At 41.7% G+C, this 14,504-nt stretch carries 15 protein-coding genes, 1 tRNA gene and 1 pseudogene; 16 read left to right on the top strand and 1 reads right to left on the bottom strand.

All coding sequences use genetic code 11. The features are described from left to right. Positions 1-37 precede the first annotated feature (37 nt). The 15 genes and pseudogenes from AMD01_RS21935 (at position 38) to AMD01_RS21865 (ending at position 13,399) form a co-directional block, all read left to right on the top strand. A complete protein-coding gene (locus AMD01_RS21935) occupies positions 38-1,207 on the top strand; it encodes an ATP phosphoribosyltransferase regulatory subunit (protein ID WP_053403830.1) in 1,170 nt (389 codons plus the stop codon). Next, positions 1,204-1,836, top strand: coding sequence for an ATP phosphoribosyltransferase (hisG, locus tag AMD01_RS21930; RefSeq protein WP_053403585.1), 633 nt, complete (start codon positions 1,204-1,206; stop codon positions 1,834-1,836). Before AMD01_RS21935 ends, hisG begins: the two co-directional genes overlap by 4 nt. A gap of 14 nt (positions 1,837-1,850) precedes the next feature. Continuing rightward, positions 1,851-3,128 (top strand): histidinol dehydrogenase, encoded by a 1,278-nt coding sequence (hisD, locus tag AMD01_RS21925; protein ID WP_053403584.1) that lies wholly within the window; start codon positions 1,851-1,853, stop codon positions 3,126-3,128. A gap of 16 nt (positions 3,129-3,144) precedes the next feature. Beyond that, the gene (hisB, locus tag AMD01_RS21920) at positions 3,145-3,729 is read left to right on the top strand and encodes an imidazoleglycerol-phosphate dehydratase HisB (RefSeq protein WP_053403583.1); all 585 of its coding nucleotides are present in this window, start codon (positions 3,145-3,147) and stop codon (positions 3,727-3,729) included. Continuing rightward, entirely contained in the window at positions 3,730-4,371 is a 642-nt protein-coding gene (gene hisH / locus AMD01_RS21915) for an imidazole glycerol phosphate synthase subunit HisH (protein WP_053403582.1), read from the top strand. After that, entirely contained in the window at positions 4,364-5,098 is a 735-nt protein-coding gene (gene hisA / locus AMD01_RS21910; RefSeq protein ID WP_053403581.1) for a 1-(5-phosphoribosyl)-5-[(5-phosphoribosylamino)methylideneamino]imidazole-4-carboxamide isomerase, read from the top strand. The genes hisH and hisA overlap by 8 nt, the downstream gene beginning before the upstream one ends. Continuing rightward, a complete protein-coding gene (gene hisF / locus AMD01_RS21905; protein ID WP_053403580.1) occupies positions 5,095-5,853 on the top strand; it encodes an imidazole glycerol phosphate synthase subunit HisF in 759 nt (252 codons plus the stop codon). The genes hisA and hisF overlap by 4 nt, the downstream gene beginning before the upstream one ends. Then, positions 5,850-6,473 (top strand): bifunctional phosphoribosyl-AMP cyclohydrolase/phosphoribosyl-ATP diphosphatase HisIE, encoded by a 624-nt coding sequence (hisIE, locus tag AMD01_RS21900; RefSeq protein ID WP_053403579.1) that lies wholly within the window; start codon positions 5,850-5,852, stop codon positions 6,471-6,473. Before hisF ends, hisIE begins: the two co-directional genes overlap by 4 nt. Positions 6,474-6,612: 139 nt before the next feature. Further along, a complete protein-coding gene (locus AMD01_RS21895; RefSeq protein WP_053403578.1) occupies positions 6,613-8,085 on the top strand; it encodes a tetratricopeptide repeat protein in 1,473 nt (490 codons plus the stop codon). Between the two features lie 155 nt (positions 8,086-8,240). Then, positions 8,241-9,200 (top strand): annotated as a pseudogene (gene trxB / locus AMD01_RS21890) (thioredoxin-disulfide reductase); the annotation flags it as partial. Positions 9,201-9,557: 357 nt separating this feature from the next. Continuing rightward, positions 9,558-10,016 (top strand): 8-oxo-dGTP diphosphatase, encoded by a 459-nt coding sequence (locus AMD01_RS21885; protein WP_053403576.1) that lies wholly within the window; start codon positions 9,558-9,560, stop codon positions 10,014-10,016. A 114-nt stretch (positions 10,017-10,130) separates the two neighbouring features. After that, the gene (gene rapZ, locus AMD01_RS21880; RefSeq protein ID WP_053403575.1) at positions 10,131-11,024 is read left to right on the top strand and encodes an RNase adapter RapZ; all 894 of its coding nucleotides are present in this window, start codon (positions 10,131-10,133) and stop codon (positions 11,022-11,024) included. Further along, on the top strand, positions 11,021-12,025 hold the full coding sequence (locus tag AMD01_RS21875; RefSeq protein WP_053403574.1) for a gluconeogenesis factor YvcK family protein: 1,005 nt from the start codon (positions 11,021-11,023) through the stop codon (positions 12,023-12,025). Before rapZ ends, AMD01_RS21875 begins: the two co-directional genes overlap by 4 nt. Positions 12,026-12,064: 39 nt before the next feature. Beyond that, positions 12,065-13,009, top strand: coding sequence for a DNA-binding protein WhiA (gene whiA / locus AMD01_RS21870; RefSeq protein WP_053403573.1), 945 nt, complete (start codon positions 12,065-12,067; stop codon positions 13,007-13,009). A 132-nt stretch (positions 13,010-13,141) separates the two neighbouring features. Continuing rightward, positions 13,142-13,399: an HPr family phosphocarrier protein gene (locus AMD01_RS21865; RefSeq protein WP_053403572.1), complete on the top strand. Its 258-nt coding sequence runs from the start codon at positions 13,142-13,144 to the stop codon at positions 13,397-13,399. A 42-nt stretch (positions 13,400-13,441) separates the two neighbouring features. On the opposite strand, the gene clpP is transcribed toward AMD01_RS21865, so the two are convergent. Continuing rightward, positions 13,442-14,038: an ATP-dependent Clp endopeptidase proteolytic subunit ClpP gene (clpP, locus tag AMD01_RS21860; protein WP_053403571.1), complete on the bottom strand. Its 597-nt coding sequence runs from the start codon at positions 14,036-14,038 to the stop codon at positions 13,442-13,444. A 357-nt stretch (positions 14,039-14,395) separates the two neighbouring features. On the opposite strand from clpP, the gene AMD01_RS21855 reads away from it, so the two are divergent. Then, positions 14,396-14,467, top strand: a tRNA-Arg gene (locus tag AMD01_RS21855). The last annotated feature ends 37 nt before the right edge of the window (positions 14,468-14,504 follow it).

The raw sequence follows: 14,504 nt of genomic DNA, 5'->3' as shown, positions 1-14,504 counted from the left end.
AATTTTAAAAGGATGTGTCGATGTGTCAAAGTTATTTATGTTTGAAAAGCCTCTCGGAATGCGTGATACGCTCCCAAATTTATTTGAATATAAAAAATCCGTACGAGAGCAGGTGGCTTCCGAAATTAGCAGCTGGGGTTATCAATATATGGCAACACCAACCCTTGAGTATTATGAAACGGTTGGCAGTGCTTCCTCTATTTTAGATCAACAGCTTTTTAAATTATTGGATAAAGATGGGCATACGCTCGTGTTACGCCCTGATATGACGGCCCCAATCGCACGTGTCGCAGCATCCAAGCTGCACAAAAATATTCCGCTACGTCTTGCTTATGAAGCGAACGTATATCGCGCACAGCAACGTGAGGGCGGTCGCCCAGCTGAGTTTGAACAAATCGGTGTGGAGCTGATTGGTGATCCGTCTCTTAGCAGCGATGCCGAAGTCATTAGTTTAATGATTGGGGCATTAAAGCGAGCAGGATTAGCGTCCTTTAAAGTAGCGATTGGGCATATCGGTTATGTGAATGCATTGTTCCTTGAGATCGTGGGGAACGAAGAACGAGCGAACGTACTGAGACGTTTTCTCTATGAAAAGGATTATGTAGGATACCGTAACCACGTTCGAAAGCTCGGATTATCCTCTATCGATAAAGAGAGACTTCTACAATTACTAAATTTACGCGGTGGCGAAATGAAAATTGTCGAAGCAATGGATTTAGTGGAGAGTGAAGAAGGCAAAAAAGCTGCCTCTGAGCTACAGCGTTTATGGAGCATGTTAGATGCGTATGGAGTAACGGAAGAAATTAAAATTGATTTTAATCTTGTGAGTCATATGAGCTATTACACGGGAATTTTATTTGAAGTTTATGCGGAAAACGTTGGTTTTCAAATCGGAAACGGTGGTCGTTATGATCAGCTGCTAGCAAAATTTGATACGCCGATGGCAGCGACGGGATTTGGCATTCAGCTTGATCGCCTTTTAGAAGCATTAGGGAAAGACGCATTTCAGCAAAAAGAGCGAGCGTGTATTTTATATAGCCAAGAGCGCTTAACAGAAGCGCTAGCTCTCGCAACGGAGAAGCGTCAGCGCGGAGAGATGATCGTTATGCAAGAAGTCAGCGGTGTAGATGATATTGATACATTTACAAAGGCATTTGAAGATGTCAGCTATTTAATTGGACGAAACGGCAAGGAGGATCAATCATGAGCGAAGTGTTAACCATTGCGATGCCCAAGGGAAGAATTTTTGAAGAAGCAGCTGATTTGCTACGAAAAGCAAACTTTCAGCTGCCACAGGAATTCGATGACTCAAGAAAACTTATCGTAGACGTTCCCGAAGAAAACATTCGCTTTATCCTTGCCAAGCCAATGGATGTTGCGACGTATGTTGAGTACGGCGTAGCAGACTTAGGGATTGCAGGAAAAGATGTTTTATTAGAAGAAGAGAGAGATGTCTACGAAGTCCTCGACTTGAAAATTAGTAAATGTCACTTAGCTGTAGCAGGATTAGCGAACGGACAGGCGTCTGAAGTAGCGAAAAAGGTAGCAACAAAATATCCAAACGTAGCATCCACGTATTTCCGTCAGCAGGGGGAGCAGGTCGAAATTATTCCGCTTAACGGATCAATTGAGCTAGGGCCTATCATTGGTCTTGCTGATCGCATCGTAGATATTGTTTCCACGGGACGAACCCTTATCGAAAATGGACTCGTTGAGCTTGAGCATATCGAGGATATTACGTCTCGCCTAATTGTAAATCCAGTGAGCTATCGTTTAAAAGATGAACGAATTGATGATATGGTTAATCGCTTAACAACAGTTGTTGAGAACATGTGACGGAGGTGTAACGAATGAAAATTGAGAAAATATCAAGTTCAGTAAGCTTAAAGAGATCGATTGATCAAGGAAATGAGCAGCAGCGAGAAGCTGTTTTATCAATCCTAGAAACGGTGAAGCGAGAAGGAGATGCTGCGCTTCGGGCGTATACGGAAAAATTTGATTCAGTGACGATACCTACGCTTCTTGTTAGCGACGAGGAAAAGAAAGCGGCGTACGAAGAAGTGGACGAGCAAATGCTTGCCATTATTCGCGAGGCAGCGGATAACATTCGTGATTATCACGTTCGTATGGTACAGCAATCATGGATGGTGACAAAAGAAGACGGAACAATGCTAGGACAGAAGGTGACCCCTCTTGATGCAGTAGGAGTCTACGTACCAGGTGGGTTAGCTGCTTATCCTTCCTCAGTCTTAATGAACGTGATTCCTGCGCAAGTAGCAGGTGTAGAGAGAATCGTGATGGTATCACCCCCGCAAAAAAATGGAAAACTACCTGCTGGAGTGATTGTAGCAGCTGCAGAGCTCGGGGTAGAAGAGATTTACAAAGTAGGGGGCGCACAGGCTATTGCGGCTCTTGCATACGGAACAGAAACCATTCAGCCGGTAGATAAAATCGTTGGCCCCGGAAACATTTTTGTCGCATTAGCGAAACGAGAAGTGTTTGGGTTAGTCGACATTGATTCGATTGCCGGCCCGAGTGAAATTGTCGTATTGGCTGACGAAACGGCTTATGCCAATGAAGTAGCAGCTGATTTGTTATCACAAGCAGAGCACGATGCACGAGCTTCAAGTGTTCTTGTCACGCCTTCGATGGAACTAGCAGAAGCTGTCGCACTTGAAGTAGAAGAACAGACGAGCCGCTTGCCGCGTAAAGAGATCGTGGAGGCATCCATTCGTGACTACGGCGCTATATACGTAACGAAAACGATGGCTGAAGCAATTGATGCCGTAAACAGCTTAGCACCTGAACATTTAGAAGTAGTAACCGAAAATCCAATGGAGATTTTAGGTCGTATCAAACATGCAGGCGCGATCTTCTTAGGTCGCTATAGCTCTGAACCGGTCGGTGATTATTTTGCCGGGCCAAACCACGTACTACCAACAAACGGTACGGCGAAGTTCTCAAGTCCGCTATCTGTTGATACATTTGTCAAAAAATCAAGCATCATTTCTTATAGCCAAAAAGCATTAGAAGAGAATGCTCATAAAATTGCCGCGTTTGCTCGCTTAGAAGGATTAGAAGCCCATGCACGAGCGGTTGAGTCACGTTTTAAAAAAGATACGAACTGAAGGGAGAACGAACAGAATGAGAGAGGCACGTATTGCACGCAAAACAAACGAAACGAATATTGATTTAACACTGGCAATCGACGGAGAGGGTCAAGCAGAGCTTGAAACAGGGGTGCCTTTTTTAGATCATATGCTTGATTTGTTCACAAAACACGGTCAGTTTAACTTGAATTTGGATGCAAAAGGCGATGTAGAGATTGACGATCATCACACAACAGAAGATATCGGAATTTGTTTAGGTCAGGCATTAAAAGAGGCGCTAGGAGACAAGAAAGGAATCAAGCGCTATGGAAATGCATTTGTACCAATGGATGATGCTCTTGCGCAAGTGGTTGTAGACTTAAGCAACCGTCCACATTTTGAAATTCGTGGTGATATTCCCGCAAGTCGAGTCGGAACGTTTGATACAGAGCTTGTTCATGAGTTTCTATGGAAGTTTGCGTTAGAGGCACGCATGAACCTACACGTCATTATTCACTATGGTCGCAATACGCACCACATTATTGAAGCCGTCTTTAAAGCAATGGCACGAGCATTAGACGAAGCAACAACGGTTGATCCGCGCATCAAAGGAGTTCCATCAACGAAAGGAATGTTGTAAATGATCGGGATTATTGACTATGGAATGGGGAATTTATATAGCGTGAGCAAAGCGCTCGAGCGCCTAGAGTACGACTATTTTATTTCAGAAAATCCTGAAGAGCTTCAAAAAGCAAAGGGTTATATTCTTCCTGGCGTTGGTTCCTTCAAAGATGCGATGGAAGCCTTGAACAACCAGGGATTAACGAGTTTCATTCAATCTGAAGTAAAGGCAGGGAAACCGATCCTAGGCATTTGCTTAGGCATGCAGCTTTTATATGAAGAAAGCGATGAAAATGGACTAACGTCTGGATTGGGATTATTAGCAGGGCGAATTGCTAGATTCAAAGGTGTGACAGAATCCGGTGAGCGCTATAAGGTTCCTCATATGGGGTGGAATGTACTAGACTTTCAACAGTCTTCACCACTTTTAAAGCAAGTATACCAAGGTCACGTATATTTTGTGCATTCGTATTATGCGACTGGTACACAACAAGAAGAAGTGATTGCGACAAGCTCCTATGACGTTGATGTTCCAGCTGTAGTTGGAAAAGATCACGTATTCGGCACGCAGTTTCATCCCGAGAAAAGTAGCCATCTAGGAATGGGCATTTTACGCAATTACGCAAACTTTGTTGAGAAAGGAGGAAATCGTGATGAGTAATTTTACGATTTATCCAGCGATTGATATGCGCGGCGGAAAGTGTGTGCGCTTGTTACAAGGAGATTATGATCAAGAAACGGTTTATGGTGATTCACCGGTTGATATGGCAAAGCTGTTTGCTGATGAGGGAGCAGAATGGATTCACATGGTCGATTTAGACGGAGCAAAGGCGAAAAAACGAGTAAATGATGAATACGTGCTAAAAGTAAAAGAGACGCTTCCAGTCAAGGTTCAAATTGGCGGAGGCATTCGTACGGAAGAGGACGTGGCTTATTACTTAAACGCAGGTATTGACCGAGTCATTTTAGGAAGTGCGGCCATTGCGGATCCTGCGTTTGTGAAAAAGATGCTTGCTACATACGGGGAGAAAATTGCAATCGGCATTGACGCAAGGGACGGATATGTCGCAACAGAAGGCTGGACAGAAACGTCTACCATTAAAGCGACAGATCTAGGGAAAGAACTTGCGGCAGCCGGTGCGGAGACGTTTATTTTTACCGATATTGCAACGGACGGCATGTTATCAGGTCCAAACGTTACAGGAATTGTGGAGATGGCGGAAGCGACAGGAAAGCAAGTTATTGCTTCTGGTGGAATTAGTGGACTAGCTGACTTAACTGCTCTTAAAGAATATAGCGGTAAAGGTGTAGCTGGATCGATTGTCGGTAAGGCTCTTTACACAAATAAGTTTACGGTAAAAGAAGCGCTTCAAGAGGTGAAGGCATGATTACGAAACGAATTATTCCATGTTTAGATGTAAAAGAAGGACGCGTTGTGAAGGGAATTCAGTTTGTTGAGCTACGAGACGCAGGTGATCCTGTTGAGTTAGCCAAGTTTTATGATGAAGAAGGAGCAGATGAGCTCGTCTTTTTAGATATTTCAGCTTCTCATGAAGGACGTAAAACGATGGTTCACGTCGTCGAAGAGGTAGCAAGTCAGCTTGCCATTCCTTTCACAGTAGGTGGAGGAATTAATGAAGTAGACGATATGAAGCGCATGCTTCGTGCAGGTGCCGATAAGGTTTCACTCAACACAGCTGCTGTGCTAAACCCATCTTTAATCACAGAAGGAGCAGATTTCTTCGGCTCACAGTGTATTGTCGTTGCCATTGATGCAAAGTATGATCCCGAATTAGGATCGTGGCGTGTGTATACGCATGGCGGTCGTAACGCAACGGAGTGGGAAGTTGTGGAGTGGGCAAAAGAAGTGGTGAAGCGCGGCGCAGGTGAAATCCTTCTGACAAGTATGGATCAAGACGGTGCTAAAAATGGCTTTAACCTTCCTCTTACAAAAGCAGTAAGCGAAGCGGTAAGCGTTCCTGTTATTGCATCAGGTGGAGCAGGAAACGGCCAGCATTTTGTGGATGCTTTCCAAGAAGGTCATGCTGATGCGGCGCTTGCTGCTTCGATCTTCCATTACAAAGAAACATCTGTAAAAGAAATTAAAGCCTATGCCAAACAACAAGGAGTGTCAGTGCGATGAACATAGAAGCTATTAAATTTGATGCACAAGGATTAGTACCAGCAATCGTACAAGATGCGGGCAGTAAGGAGGTGTTAACGCTTGCTTATATGAATAAAGAGTCATTAGAAAAATCCGTTGAGACAGGTGAGACCTGGTTTTATAGCCGCTCCCGCCAAGAGCTTTGGCACAAAGGCGCAACGTCTGGTAATACGCAAAAGATTGTTAGCATGTCCTATGACTGCGATGCAGATTCCATTTTAGTGAGAGTAAATCCAGACGGACCCGCTTGTCATACGGGAGCCTACAGCTGTTTTAATGAGACAATAACAGGTGTTCAGTCAACGCCTTCTGCAGATCGATTTGAAATTCTTAGTACGTTAGAGACCGTAATCGCAGAACGCGAGGCGGAAATGCCAGAGGGCGCTTATACGACATACCTTTTTGAAAAAGGTGTCGATAAAATTCTTAAAAAAGTAGGCGAAGAAGCGTCAGAAGTGATCATTGCAGCGAAAAACCGTGATCCTGAGGAGCTAAAGTGGGAGGTTGCGGACTTATTTTATCACGTGCTTGTCCTGCTCCGTGAACAAAAATTGCCTCTTGATGAAGTTATCGCTGTTTTAAATAAACGTCATAAATAAGAAAAAGGGTAGAGCATCAGCGCATTTTTGGCGCTATGAGCTCTGCCCTAATTTTTTGAAATTCTCTACAATGTGTGTCATTCGCATTGGTAAATATGGTATACTACCAACGTCAAAATTATTGATTGTGGAGGACTGAATGGGAAAAGACTCTAATATAAAAACAGAAAAAGCACAGGTCGTGTTATTTAAGCAAGCCGGTGACTTTTACTATAAAAAAGGTGTAAAGGCCTACCAAAATCACGACTTAGTGAAAGCGAAAAAGTATTTTCAACGTGCCCATCGTCTGAAGCCTGATGATACATCCATTATGCTTGAGTATTCTGTCGTCCTAACGGAGTTAGGGGAATACCAACAGTCTAACCAACTCTTACTTGATATAGATGTAGAAAATGATACCGTAGAGTGTCACTACTTAATTGCAAATAATTATGCTCATCTTGGATTGTTTCAGGAGTCTGCAAAATACGCACAGCGTTACCTAGAAGCAGATCCGGAGGGGGAATTTAAGGAAGAAACGGAAGAATTATTGGATTTATTGTCCATTGAGGTCGAAGATGATGATGTAGAATCGGCTTATGAAGATGATTTAATTATTAAGCAAGAAGAGGCAAAGCGTCTTTTAGAACAAGCGAAGTTCGAAGAAGCGATCACCGTGCTAAATGGTGTTATTGAAGACTACCCTGAATTTTGGTCGGCATATAATAATTTAGCGCTTGCTCATTTTTATTTAGATCATCTAGAAGAAGCAATGAGTATTCTAGAAATGGTATTAGAGAAAAATCCGGGTAATATTCATGCTTTATGTAATCAGCTTATCTTCCATTACTACTGTCAGCAAACGGAGGAAATGAATGCATTGGCTGAACAACTAGCACCGATTACTCCAATGATCGTTGAGCACCGGTACAAACTAGGTGCGACATTTGCGTTAATAGGGAAATATGAGTACGCGTATCGTTGCCTTCGCTTGCTTTACAAGCATGGGTACGAGGGAGATGCTTCTTTTTATTATTGGCTTTCAAGCGCTGCTTATTTTACAGGGAACGAAAAGTTCGCGAAAAGCATCTGGAAGCGTGTATTAGAAGAGATGCCGGATAAAGAGGGGCTAGAGCCTTGGAATCGAGTTGATGCGAAAATTCAACTAGACCCAGTGGCGTTAAAGCAACAAATTCATGAGAATCTTTCAAGCGACAAGCAATCAGAGCAGTTATGTGGCTTGTTTTTAACGTCTTTTTTAAACGATGATTTAAGTCATCTTCTCTCGCCTTATGAGGCTGAGATGAAAGACGATCAGTTGTTAATCAGTGTGTACAAGGAGCTTATGACACGAGGGACTCACCCAGGTGCTGAAGTTGTTCAGTATCTAGGCCTTACGGAAAATGAAGATAGTTATTTTCTGTTGTCATTTTGGTCACACTTGTATGTAAAGGCATTTAAAAAGGAAATACCGATCGTAAATGCAAAAGGTTGGGCAGCAGCGATTAACTATATGTGGCGTAAATACGTGAAAGAGAAAAAAGTGTCACAAGCAGAAGTCGCTGACTCTTATGGGATGTCGACGTCCACGATCGGAAAATATGTTAAAGTCGTGAATAGCTTGCTTGAATGAGCAAAAAAATAGACGTTAGTACCAATTCTTTATACCATATAATTGTAGTTAAATTTAAATGTTCTAGCTGAAAATGCTTACCGTCATTTTGAATACAATGAAGGAAGCAAATGCTTTTGATGCAATAAAGATCTTATAGTGATGTTAAAAGGAGTGTACATTCAATGACAGAAGAAAAAATTTATGATGTCATTATTATCGGCGCAGGTCCTGCAGGGATGACTGCCGCTGTATATACATCTCGTGCCAATTTATCAACTTTAATGATTGAGCGGGGAGTACCTGGTGGCCAAATGGCAAACACAGAAGAAGTAGAAAATTATCCAGGATATGATCATATTTTAGGACCAGATTTATCAAACAAAATGTTTGAACATGCGAAGAAATTTGGGGCTGAGTATGCGTATGGTGATATTAAAGAAATCGTAGACGGAAAAGAATTTAAAACAGTTCGTGCTGGAAGCAAAGAATACAAAACCCGCGCGGTTATTATCTCAACAGGTGCTGAGTATAAAAAGATTGGTGTTCCTGGCGAGAAAGAACTAGGTGGACGCGGCGTATCTTACTGTGCAGTGTGTGACGGTGCGTTCTTCAAAAACCGTGAGCTTGTGGTCATCGGTGGTGGAGACTCAGCGGTAGAAGAAGGCGTGTACTTAACTCGCTTTGCTTCAAAAGTAACAATCGTTCACCGTCGTGATGAGCTTCGTGCCCAAAAAATTCTTCAACAACGTGCGTTTGACAACGAAAAAGTGGATTTCATTTGGAATCATACGATCAAAGAAATTCACGAACAAGATGGAAAAGTAGGAAGCGTAACGCTTGTTAGCACAGAAAACGGAGAAGAAAAAGAATTTAAAGCAGACGGCGTGTTCGTTTACATCGGAATGGTGCCACTTACAAAACCGTTTGAAGGCTTAAACATTACGAATGACGAAGGCTACATTGAAACAAATGAATTGATGGAAACACGCGTACCAGGGATTTTTGCAGCTGGAGACGTTCGTGAGAAATCACTTCGCCAAATCGTAACTGCAACAGGTGACGGAAGCATTGCCGCACAAGCAGCACAGCATTATGTAGAAGAGTTAATGGAAGAATTAAAAGTAGCAAAATAAACGTAATTATGTTTTAATTCTCCTGTAACACGGATGAAATATAGATGGGGTATTATAAAGATAGTAATTGACCCCCTTTTATAAAATATATGTCTTTGAGTACAGGTGCGCCTGTGCTCCTTTTTTTTGCGTTTAAATGGGAATTTTTTAGAGGAAACGAAGAATCCAGAGATTGAATCCGATGTAAACTCATACAATACAATAGAACGTATTCAACAAGTCGGTGGGCGATGAGCTCGTGTAGAGAATAAAAGGGACAGGCACGAAATCCCCTTTACTTAGTTCTCGTTCATTGTAGCGAGTTGTTTATTCGTAGTATAATAAATGATAAACGTGTATATTCGTGAGGTGAATAAGATGCAAAGGGTCACAAACTGTGTATTAGTAAAAGATAACAAAGTGTTATTACTTCAAAAGCCCCGACGCAACTGGTGGGTGGCTCCAGGCGGGAAAATGGAGCAAGGGGAGTCTGTTAAAGATACCGTGGTGCGGGAGTATCGTGAAGAAACGGGAATTTACTTAAAAAATCCGACGGTAAAGGGAATTTTCACGTTTACCATGAAAGAAAACGATCAAGTCGTTTCGGAATGGATGATGTTTACTTTTTTTGCTACAGATTTTGATGGGACAAATGTGCTAGAATCTGAAGAAGGTAAGCTCTCATGGCATGAGATCGAGGATGTTAGTGAGCTTCCGATGGCCCCAGGGGATTATCATATTATTGATTATGTGGCAAAGGGAAGCGGCGTTATCTATGGAAACTTTACGTATACAACAGACTTTGAGCTGCTAGCCTATCGAATAGATCCAACTTAATAGGATGTAAATACGCTTATTCTTACCGTAAGAGGGCATAAAGCCGTTAGCGGTATAGAAAACTGAAACCGCCTTAGTTATAAGGAAGGTTTCGTTTATTAGGGGGAGACAAGAATGAGTGTTGGTGCTGTAAACGATATTAAATTAGTCATTATAACGGGTATGTCAGGTGCCGGGAAAACAGTTGCAATTCAAAGCTTAGAGGACCTAGGTTATTTTTGCGTAGATAACCTTCCTCCAACACTGCTACCTAAATTTTTAGAGTTAATGAAAGAGTCCGGAAGTAAAATGAATCAAGTAGCGCTTGTAATGGATTTAAGAGGCCGTGATTTCTTTGAGAGTTTGTTAGCAGCATTGGATAATCTTGCGGAGACGACGTGGATTTCACCGCAAATTTTATTTTTAGATGCCAAAGATTCAGTCCTCGTCTCTCGTTACAAAGAAACGAGACGATCTCATCCTCTTTCACCAACAGGTCTGCCATTAGAAGGCATTGAAAATGAACGAGAGCTTTTAGAGGATTTGAAAGGACGCTCACAGCTAATTCTTGATACGTCCGACTTGAAGCCACGTGAGCTTCGAGAGAAAATCTTAAAGCAGTTTTCTTCTAATGCAGGCGAAGTCTTTTCAGTGAATGTGATGTCGTTCGGCTTTAAATACGGACTGCCTATCGATGCTGATTTAGTGTTTGACGTGCGTTTTTTACCTAACCCACACTATATAGATCACATGCGTCCTAAAACGGGATTAGAGGAAGAAGTGTCTTCCTATGTTTTAAAATGGAACGAGACACAAAAGTTTATCGAAAAAACAATCGATCTGTTAGCATTTATGCTACCACATTATAAGCGAGAAGGAAAAAGTCAGCTTGTAGTGGCAATCGGTTGTACAGGAGGTCAACATCGCTCTGTCACGCTCGCAGAACATATTGGCCATCACTTTGAGACAGAATACAATACTCATATTTCACATCGAGATATCGAGAGGAGAAAGGAAACGAAGCGATGACTGCCGGTAGTGAGCGCGTAATACCCAAAGTAGTAGTCATTGGCGGTGGCACTGGATTGTCGGTGCTGTTGAGAGGGTTAAAAAATTACCCGATTGATATCACCGCCATTGTAACGGTCGCAGATGACGGGGGAAGCTCAGGAAGACTTCGTGATGAGCTGGAAATTCCAGCTCCCGGAGACATTCGAAATGTACTGACTGCATTATCAGATGTAGAGCCTCTTGTAGAAGAGTTATTTCAACATCGTTTTGAAACGGGAAATGAGCTAACTGGTCATTCTGTGGGGAATTTATTTTTAGCAGCCATGACCTCCATCACAGGAGACTTTATGCATGCCATTCGTGAAATGAGTAAAGTACTGAACGTGCGTGGTAAGGTCATTCCGTCCGCAAATCGAAGCGTGGTTTTACATGCTGAAATGGAGGATGGAACGATTATAACAGGTGAGTCAAAAATTCCAGAAGCGAATAAGCAGATTAAGCGAGTATTTTTATCTCCTCCTGACATCAAACCTCTAGCTGAGACGTTGAAGGCGATTCGTCGTGCTGACCTCATTGTTTTTGGTCCCGGAAGCTTGTATACAAGCATTCTCCCTAATTTACTTGTTCCAAAAATCGGAGAAGAACTTTGTAAATCCGATGCAAAGAAGGTGTACGTGTGCAATATTATGACACAGGCAGGAGAAACGTCTAATTACACGGCAGCTGATCATATTAAAGCACTGTATGATCATTTGCCAGAACCGTTTTTAACGAGTGTAATCGTCAATAGTGCTCCTGTACCAAACATCGTGAAGCGCAAATATGAGGAAGAGAACGCTACGCCAGTAGAGCTTGATGAAGAGGAACTGAAAAAGTTGGGGCTAGAAGTAATCGCGGAACATATCGTTCAATATGATGGACACATTATCCGCCATGACACAAAAAAAGTAGCTCTACTGCTACTCGATTTATTAGGAGAGAAATATAATCCTAGTTATGACGATTTCATAACAGAGTGACAAGCGTACGATTCTTAGTACGGGAACGGAGGTGGGAAGTTGTCTTTTGCTTCAGAAACAAAAAAGGAACTAACAAACTTAGAGTCGAAGGATTGCTGTGCGAAAGCGGAACTATCAGCGCTGATTCGGATGAACGGTTCTCTCTCTTTTTCTAACCGAAAAGTAGTGGTGGACGTTCAAACGGAAAATGCAGCTATTGCACGTCGTATCTATGTATTGCTAAAAAAAAGCTATGACGTTTCAGTTGAATTACTCGTTCGGAAGAAAATGAGACTGAAAAAGAACAATGTCTATATCGTTCGATTAATGGAAAAAGCGCGCGTGATTCTTGAAGATTTACGAATCGTGAATCAGGATTTCACGTTTATCCATGATATTTCAGAGGATTTGGTTAAAAAGAAATGCTGCAAGCGTTCTTACCTAAGAGGAGCATTTTTAGCAGGAGGTTCTATTAACAATCCCGAAACATCTTCATATCATGTCGAGATCTTTTCGTTATATGAAGATCACAATACGGCGTTATGTGAGCTGATGAATACGTTTCAATTGAACAGCAAAACGCTAGAGCGTAAAAAAGGCTTTATTACGTATTTAAAGGAAGCAGAAAAGATTACTGAATTTCTCAGTATTATTGGTGCGCATAGTGCCCTGCTACGATTTGAAGATGTTCGAATTGTGAGGGACATGAGAAACTCGGTTAATCGTCTTGTAAATTGCGAAACAGCTAACCTGAACAAAACGATTGGAGCGGCCCTCCGACAGGTTGAAAACATTGAATATATTCAAGGGACCGTGGGGCTAGACGTACTTCCTGATAAGCTTCGAGAAATTGCGCGTTTGCGTGTTGAATATCAAGACGTAACGTTGAAAGAACTTGGAGAAATGCTTTCAGGAGGTCCGATCAGTAAATCAGGGATTAATCATCGTCTTCGTAAAATCGATGAAATTGCCGATCGTTTACGAGCAGGTCAAACGATTTCATAAATACGATGCTTAAGACAACAAATAAAAGGGATAAATTTTGTATAGATCAAATATGCATTTTGTTGAGAGGGTTTATCTCATTTGCAGGGAATCTATATAAAAAAGAAGAGTGAAAAAAGGAGGAATGAAGCAATGGTCGAAAAAAAGGTAGAAGTTCTATTAAAAACAGGCTTACAAGCAAGACCGGCTGCACTATTCGTACAAGAAGCAAATCGTTTTTCATCAGACGTTTTTTTAGAGAAGGAAGGTAAAAAAGTAAACGCCAAGAGCATTATGGGGTTAATGAGCTTAGCTGTTTATTCAGGCTCTGAAATTACGTTAATTGCTGACGGAGCAGACGAAGAAGAAGCAATTGAAGCACTTGTAAACTACGTGAAAAAAGAAAGCTAAACAAAAAAGTGCATTCCAGAGAATGCACTTTTTTTTATGGAATTATACTGTTTGTGTAGGATCGCTTGTCATGATGCGGTCGATTAATCCATATTCTACTGCACGTTCAGCCGTCATGAAGTTATCACGGTCTGTATCACGGCCAATAACCTCAATTGGTTGACCTGTACGCTCAGATAGGATTTGGTTTAGTTTTTCGCGTAGGAATAAAATGCGTTTTGCCGCAATTTCAATTTCCGTTGCTTGACCTTGTGCTCCACCTAATGGTTGGTGAATCATTACTTCACTGTTTGGTAAAGCAAAGCGTTTGCCTTTTTCACCAGCAGCAAGCAAGAAAGCACCCATTGAAGCAGCCATACCGATGCAGATTGTTGAAACCTTTGGCTTAATAAATTGCATCGTGTCATAGATTGCCATACCAGCTGTAATAGAACCACCTGGGCTGTTAATGTATAAAGAGATGTCTTTTTCTGGATCTTCAGCAGCCAAGAATAAAAGCTGAGAAACAATTGAATTTGCTACGTTATCATCAATAGCGCTACCAAGCATGATAATACGATCTTTTAATAAACGAGAGTAGATGTCGTATGCACGTTCACCACGGTTGGTTTGTTCAATAACTGTAGGAATTAAATTCATGTAAATTCCTCCTCTAAATAAAAATTTTGTTATGTATCCTTAATAATACACATAAGGTCAGGGAAGGTCAAACGAAAGGATTTCCCTTTAAACATATTCCATATGATTTTATGATATTCCTTTTCTTACGCGTACATAATTTCAATTTTTCCCCCAACAATTGAAATTTAAACCCGGCTTCCCAGAAAGCTAGGAGCAGCTATTTCTATTGTAAGGAAGGGATATAAAGAATAATAGCACTCTGCGTCAAATTCTGTCGAGAAGCTTGATGAATGAAGGCTTTTGAAGTCAAATTTGGGCAATATAGCTTGAAAAATGTTATGGGATTACCTATAATTAAGAGTAGAGTGAATTTTTGCCCTCGTAGTGTAGTGGATAGCACAAGAGATTCCGGTTCTCTTAGGGTGGGTTCGAATCCTGTCGAGGGCGTACCGAGTCGTTGTTACATTCGTAGCAACGACTTTTT

The organism is Priestia koreensis, from assembly GCF_001274935.1.
Taxonomy (GTDB): domain Bacteria; phylum Bacillota; class Bacilli; order Bacillales; family Bacillaceae_H; genus Bacillus_AG; species Bacillus_AG koreensis.
Note: the sequence above shows the minus strand (reverse complement) of the source record. Positions and strands in the feature narration are given on the sequence as shown.

What these genes read in the sequence shown, in the direction of transcription:
- AMD01_RS21935 (WP_053403830.1), top strand. Translation starts at nt 38, where the DNA reads ATGTTTGAAAAGCCTCTCGGAATGCGTGATACGCTCCCAAATTTATTT.
- hisG (WP_053403585.1), top strand. Translation starts at nt 1,204, where the DNA reads ATGAGCGAAGTGTTAACCATTGCGATGCCCAAGGGAAGAATTTTTGAA.
- hisD (WP_053403584.1), top strand. Translation starts at nt 1,851, where the DNA reads ATGAAAATTGAGAAAATATCAAGTTCAGTAAGCTTAAAGAGATCGATT.
- hisB (WP_053403583.1), top strand. Translation starts at nt 3,145, where the DNA reads ATGAGAGAGGCACGTATTGCACGCAAAACAAACGAAACGAATATTGAT.
- hisH (WP_053403582.1), top strand. Translation starts at nt 3,730, where the DNA reads ATGATCGGGATTATTGACTATGGAATGGGGAATTTATATAGCGTGAGC.
- hisA (WP_053403581.1), top strand. Translation starts at nt 4,364, where the DNA reads ATGAGTAATTTTACGATTTATCCAGCGATTGATATGCGCGGCGGAAAG.
- hisF (WP_053403580.1), top strand. Translation starts at nt 5,095, where the DNA reads ATGATTACGAAACGAATTATTCCATGTTTAGATGTAAAAGAAGGACGC.
- hisIE (WP_053403579.1), top strand. Translation starts at nt 5,850, where the DNA reads ATGAACATAGAAGCTATTAAATTTGATGCACAAGGATTAGTACCAGCA.
- AMD01_RS21895 (WP_053403578.1), top strand. Translation starts at nt 6,613, where the DNA reads ATGGGAAAAGACTCTAATATAAAAACAGAAAAAGCACAGGTCGTGTTA.
- AMD01_RS21885 (WP_053403576.1), top strand. Translation starts at nt 9,558, where the DNA reads ATGCAAAGGGTCACAAACTGTGTATTAGTAAAAGATAACAAAGTGTTA.
- rapZ (WP_053403575.1), top strand. Translation starts at nt 10,131, where the DNA reads ATGAGTGTTGGTGCTGTAAACGATATTAAATTAGTCATTATAACGGGT.
- AMD01_RS21875 (WP_053403574.1), top strand. Translation starts at nt 11,021, where the DNA reads ATGACTGCCGGTAGTGAGCGCGTAATACCCAAAGTAGTAGTCATTGGC.
- AMD01_RS21865 (WP_053403572.1), top strand. Translation starts at nt 13,142, where the DNA reads ATGGTCGAAAAAAAGGTAGAAGTTCTATTAAAAACAGGCTTACAAGCA.
- clpP (WP_053403571.1), bottom strand. Translation starts at nt 14,038, where the DNA reads ATGAATTTAATTCCTACAGTTATTGAACAAACCAACCGTGGTGAACGT.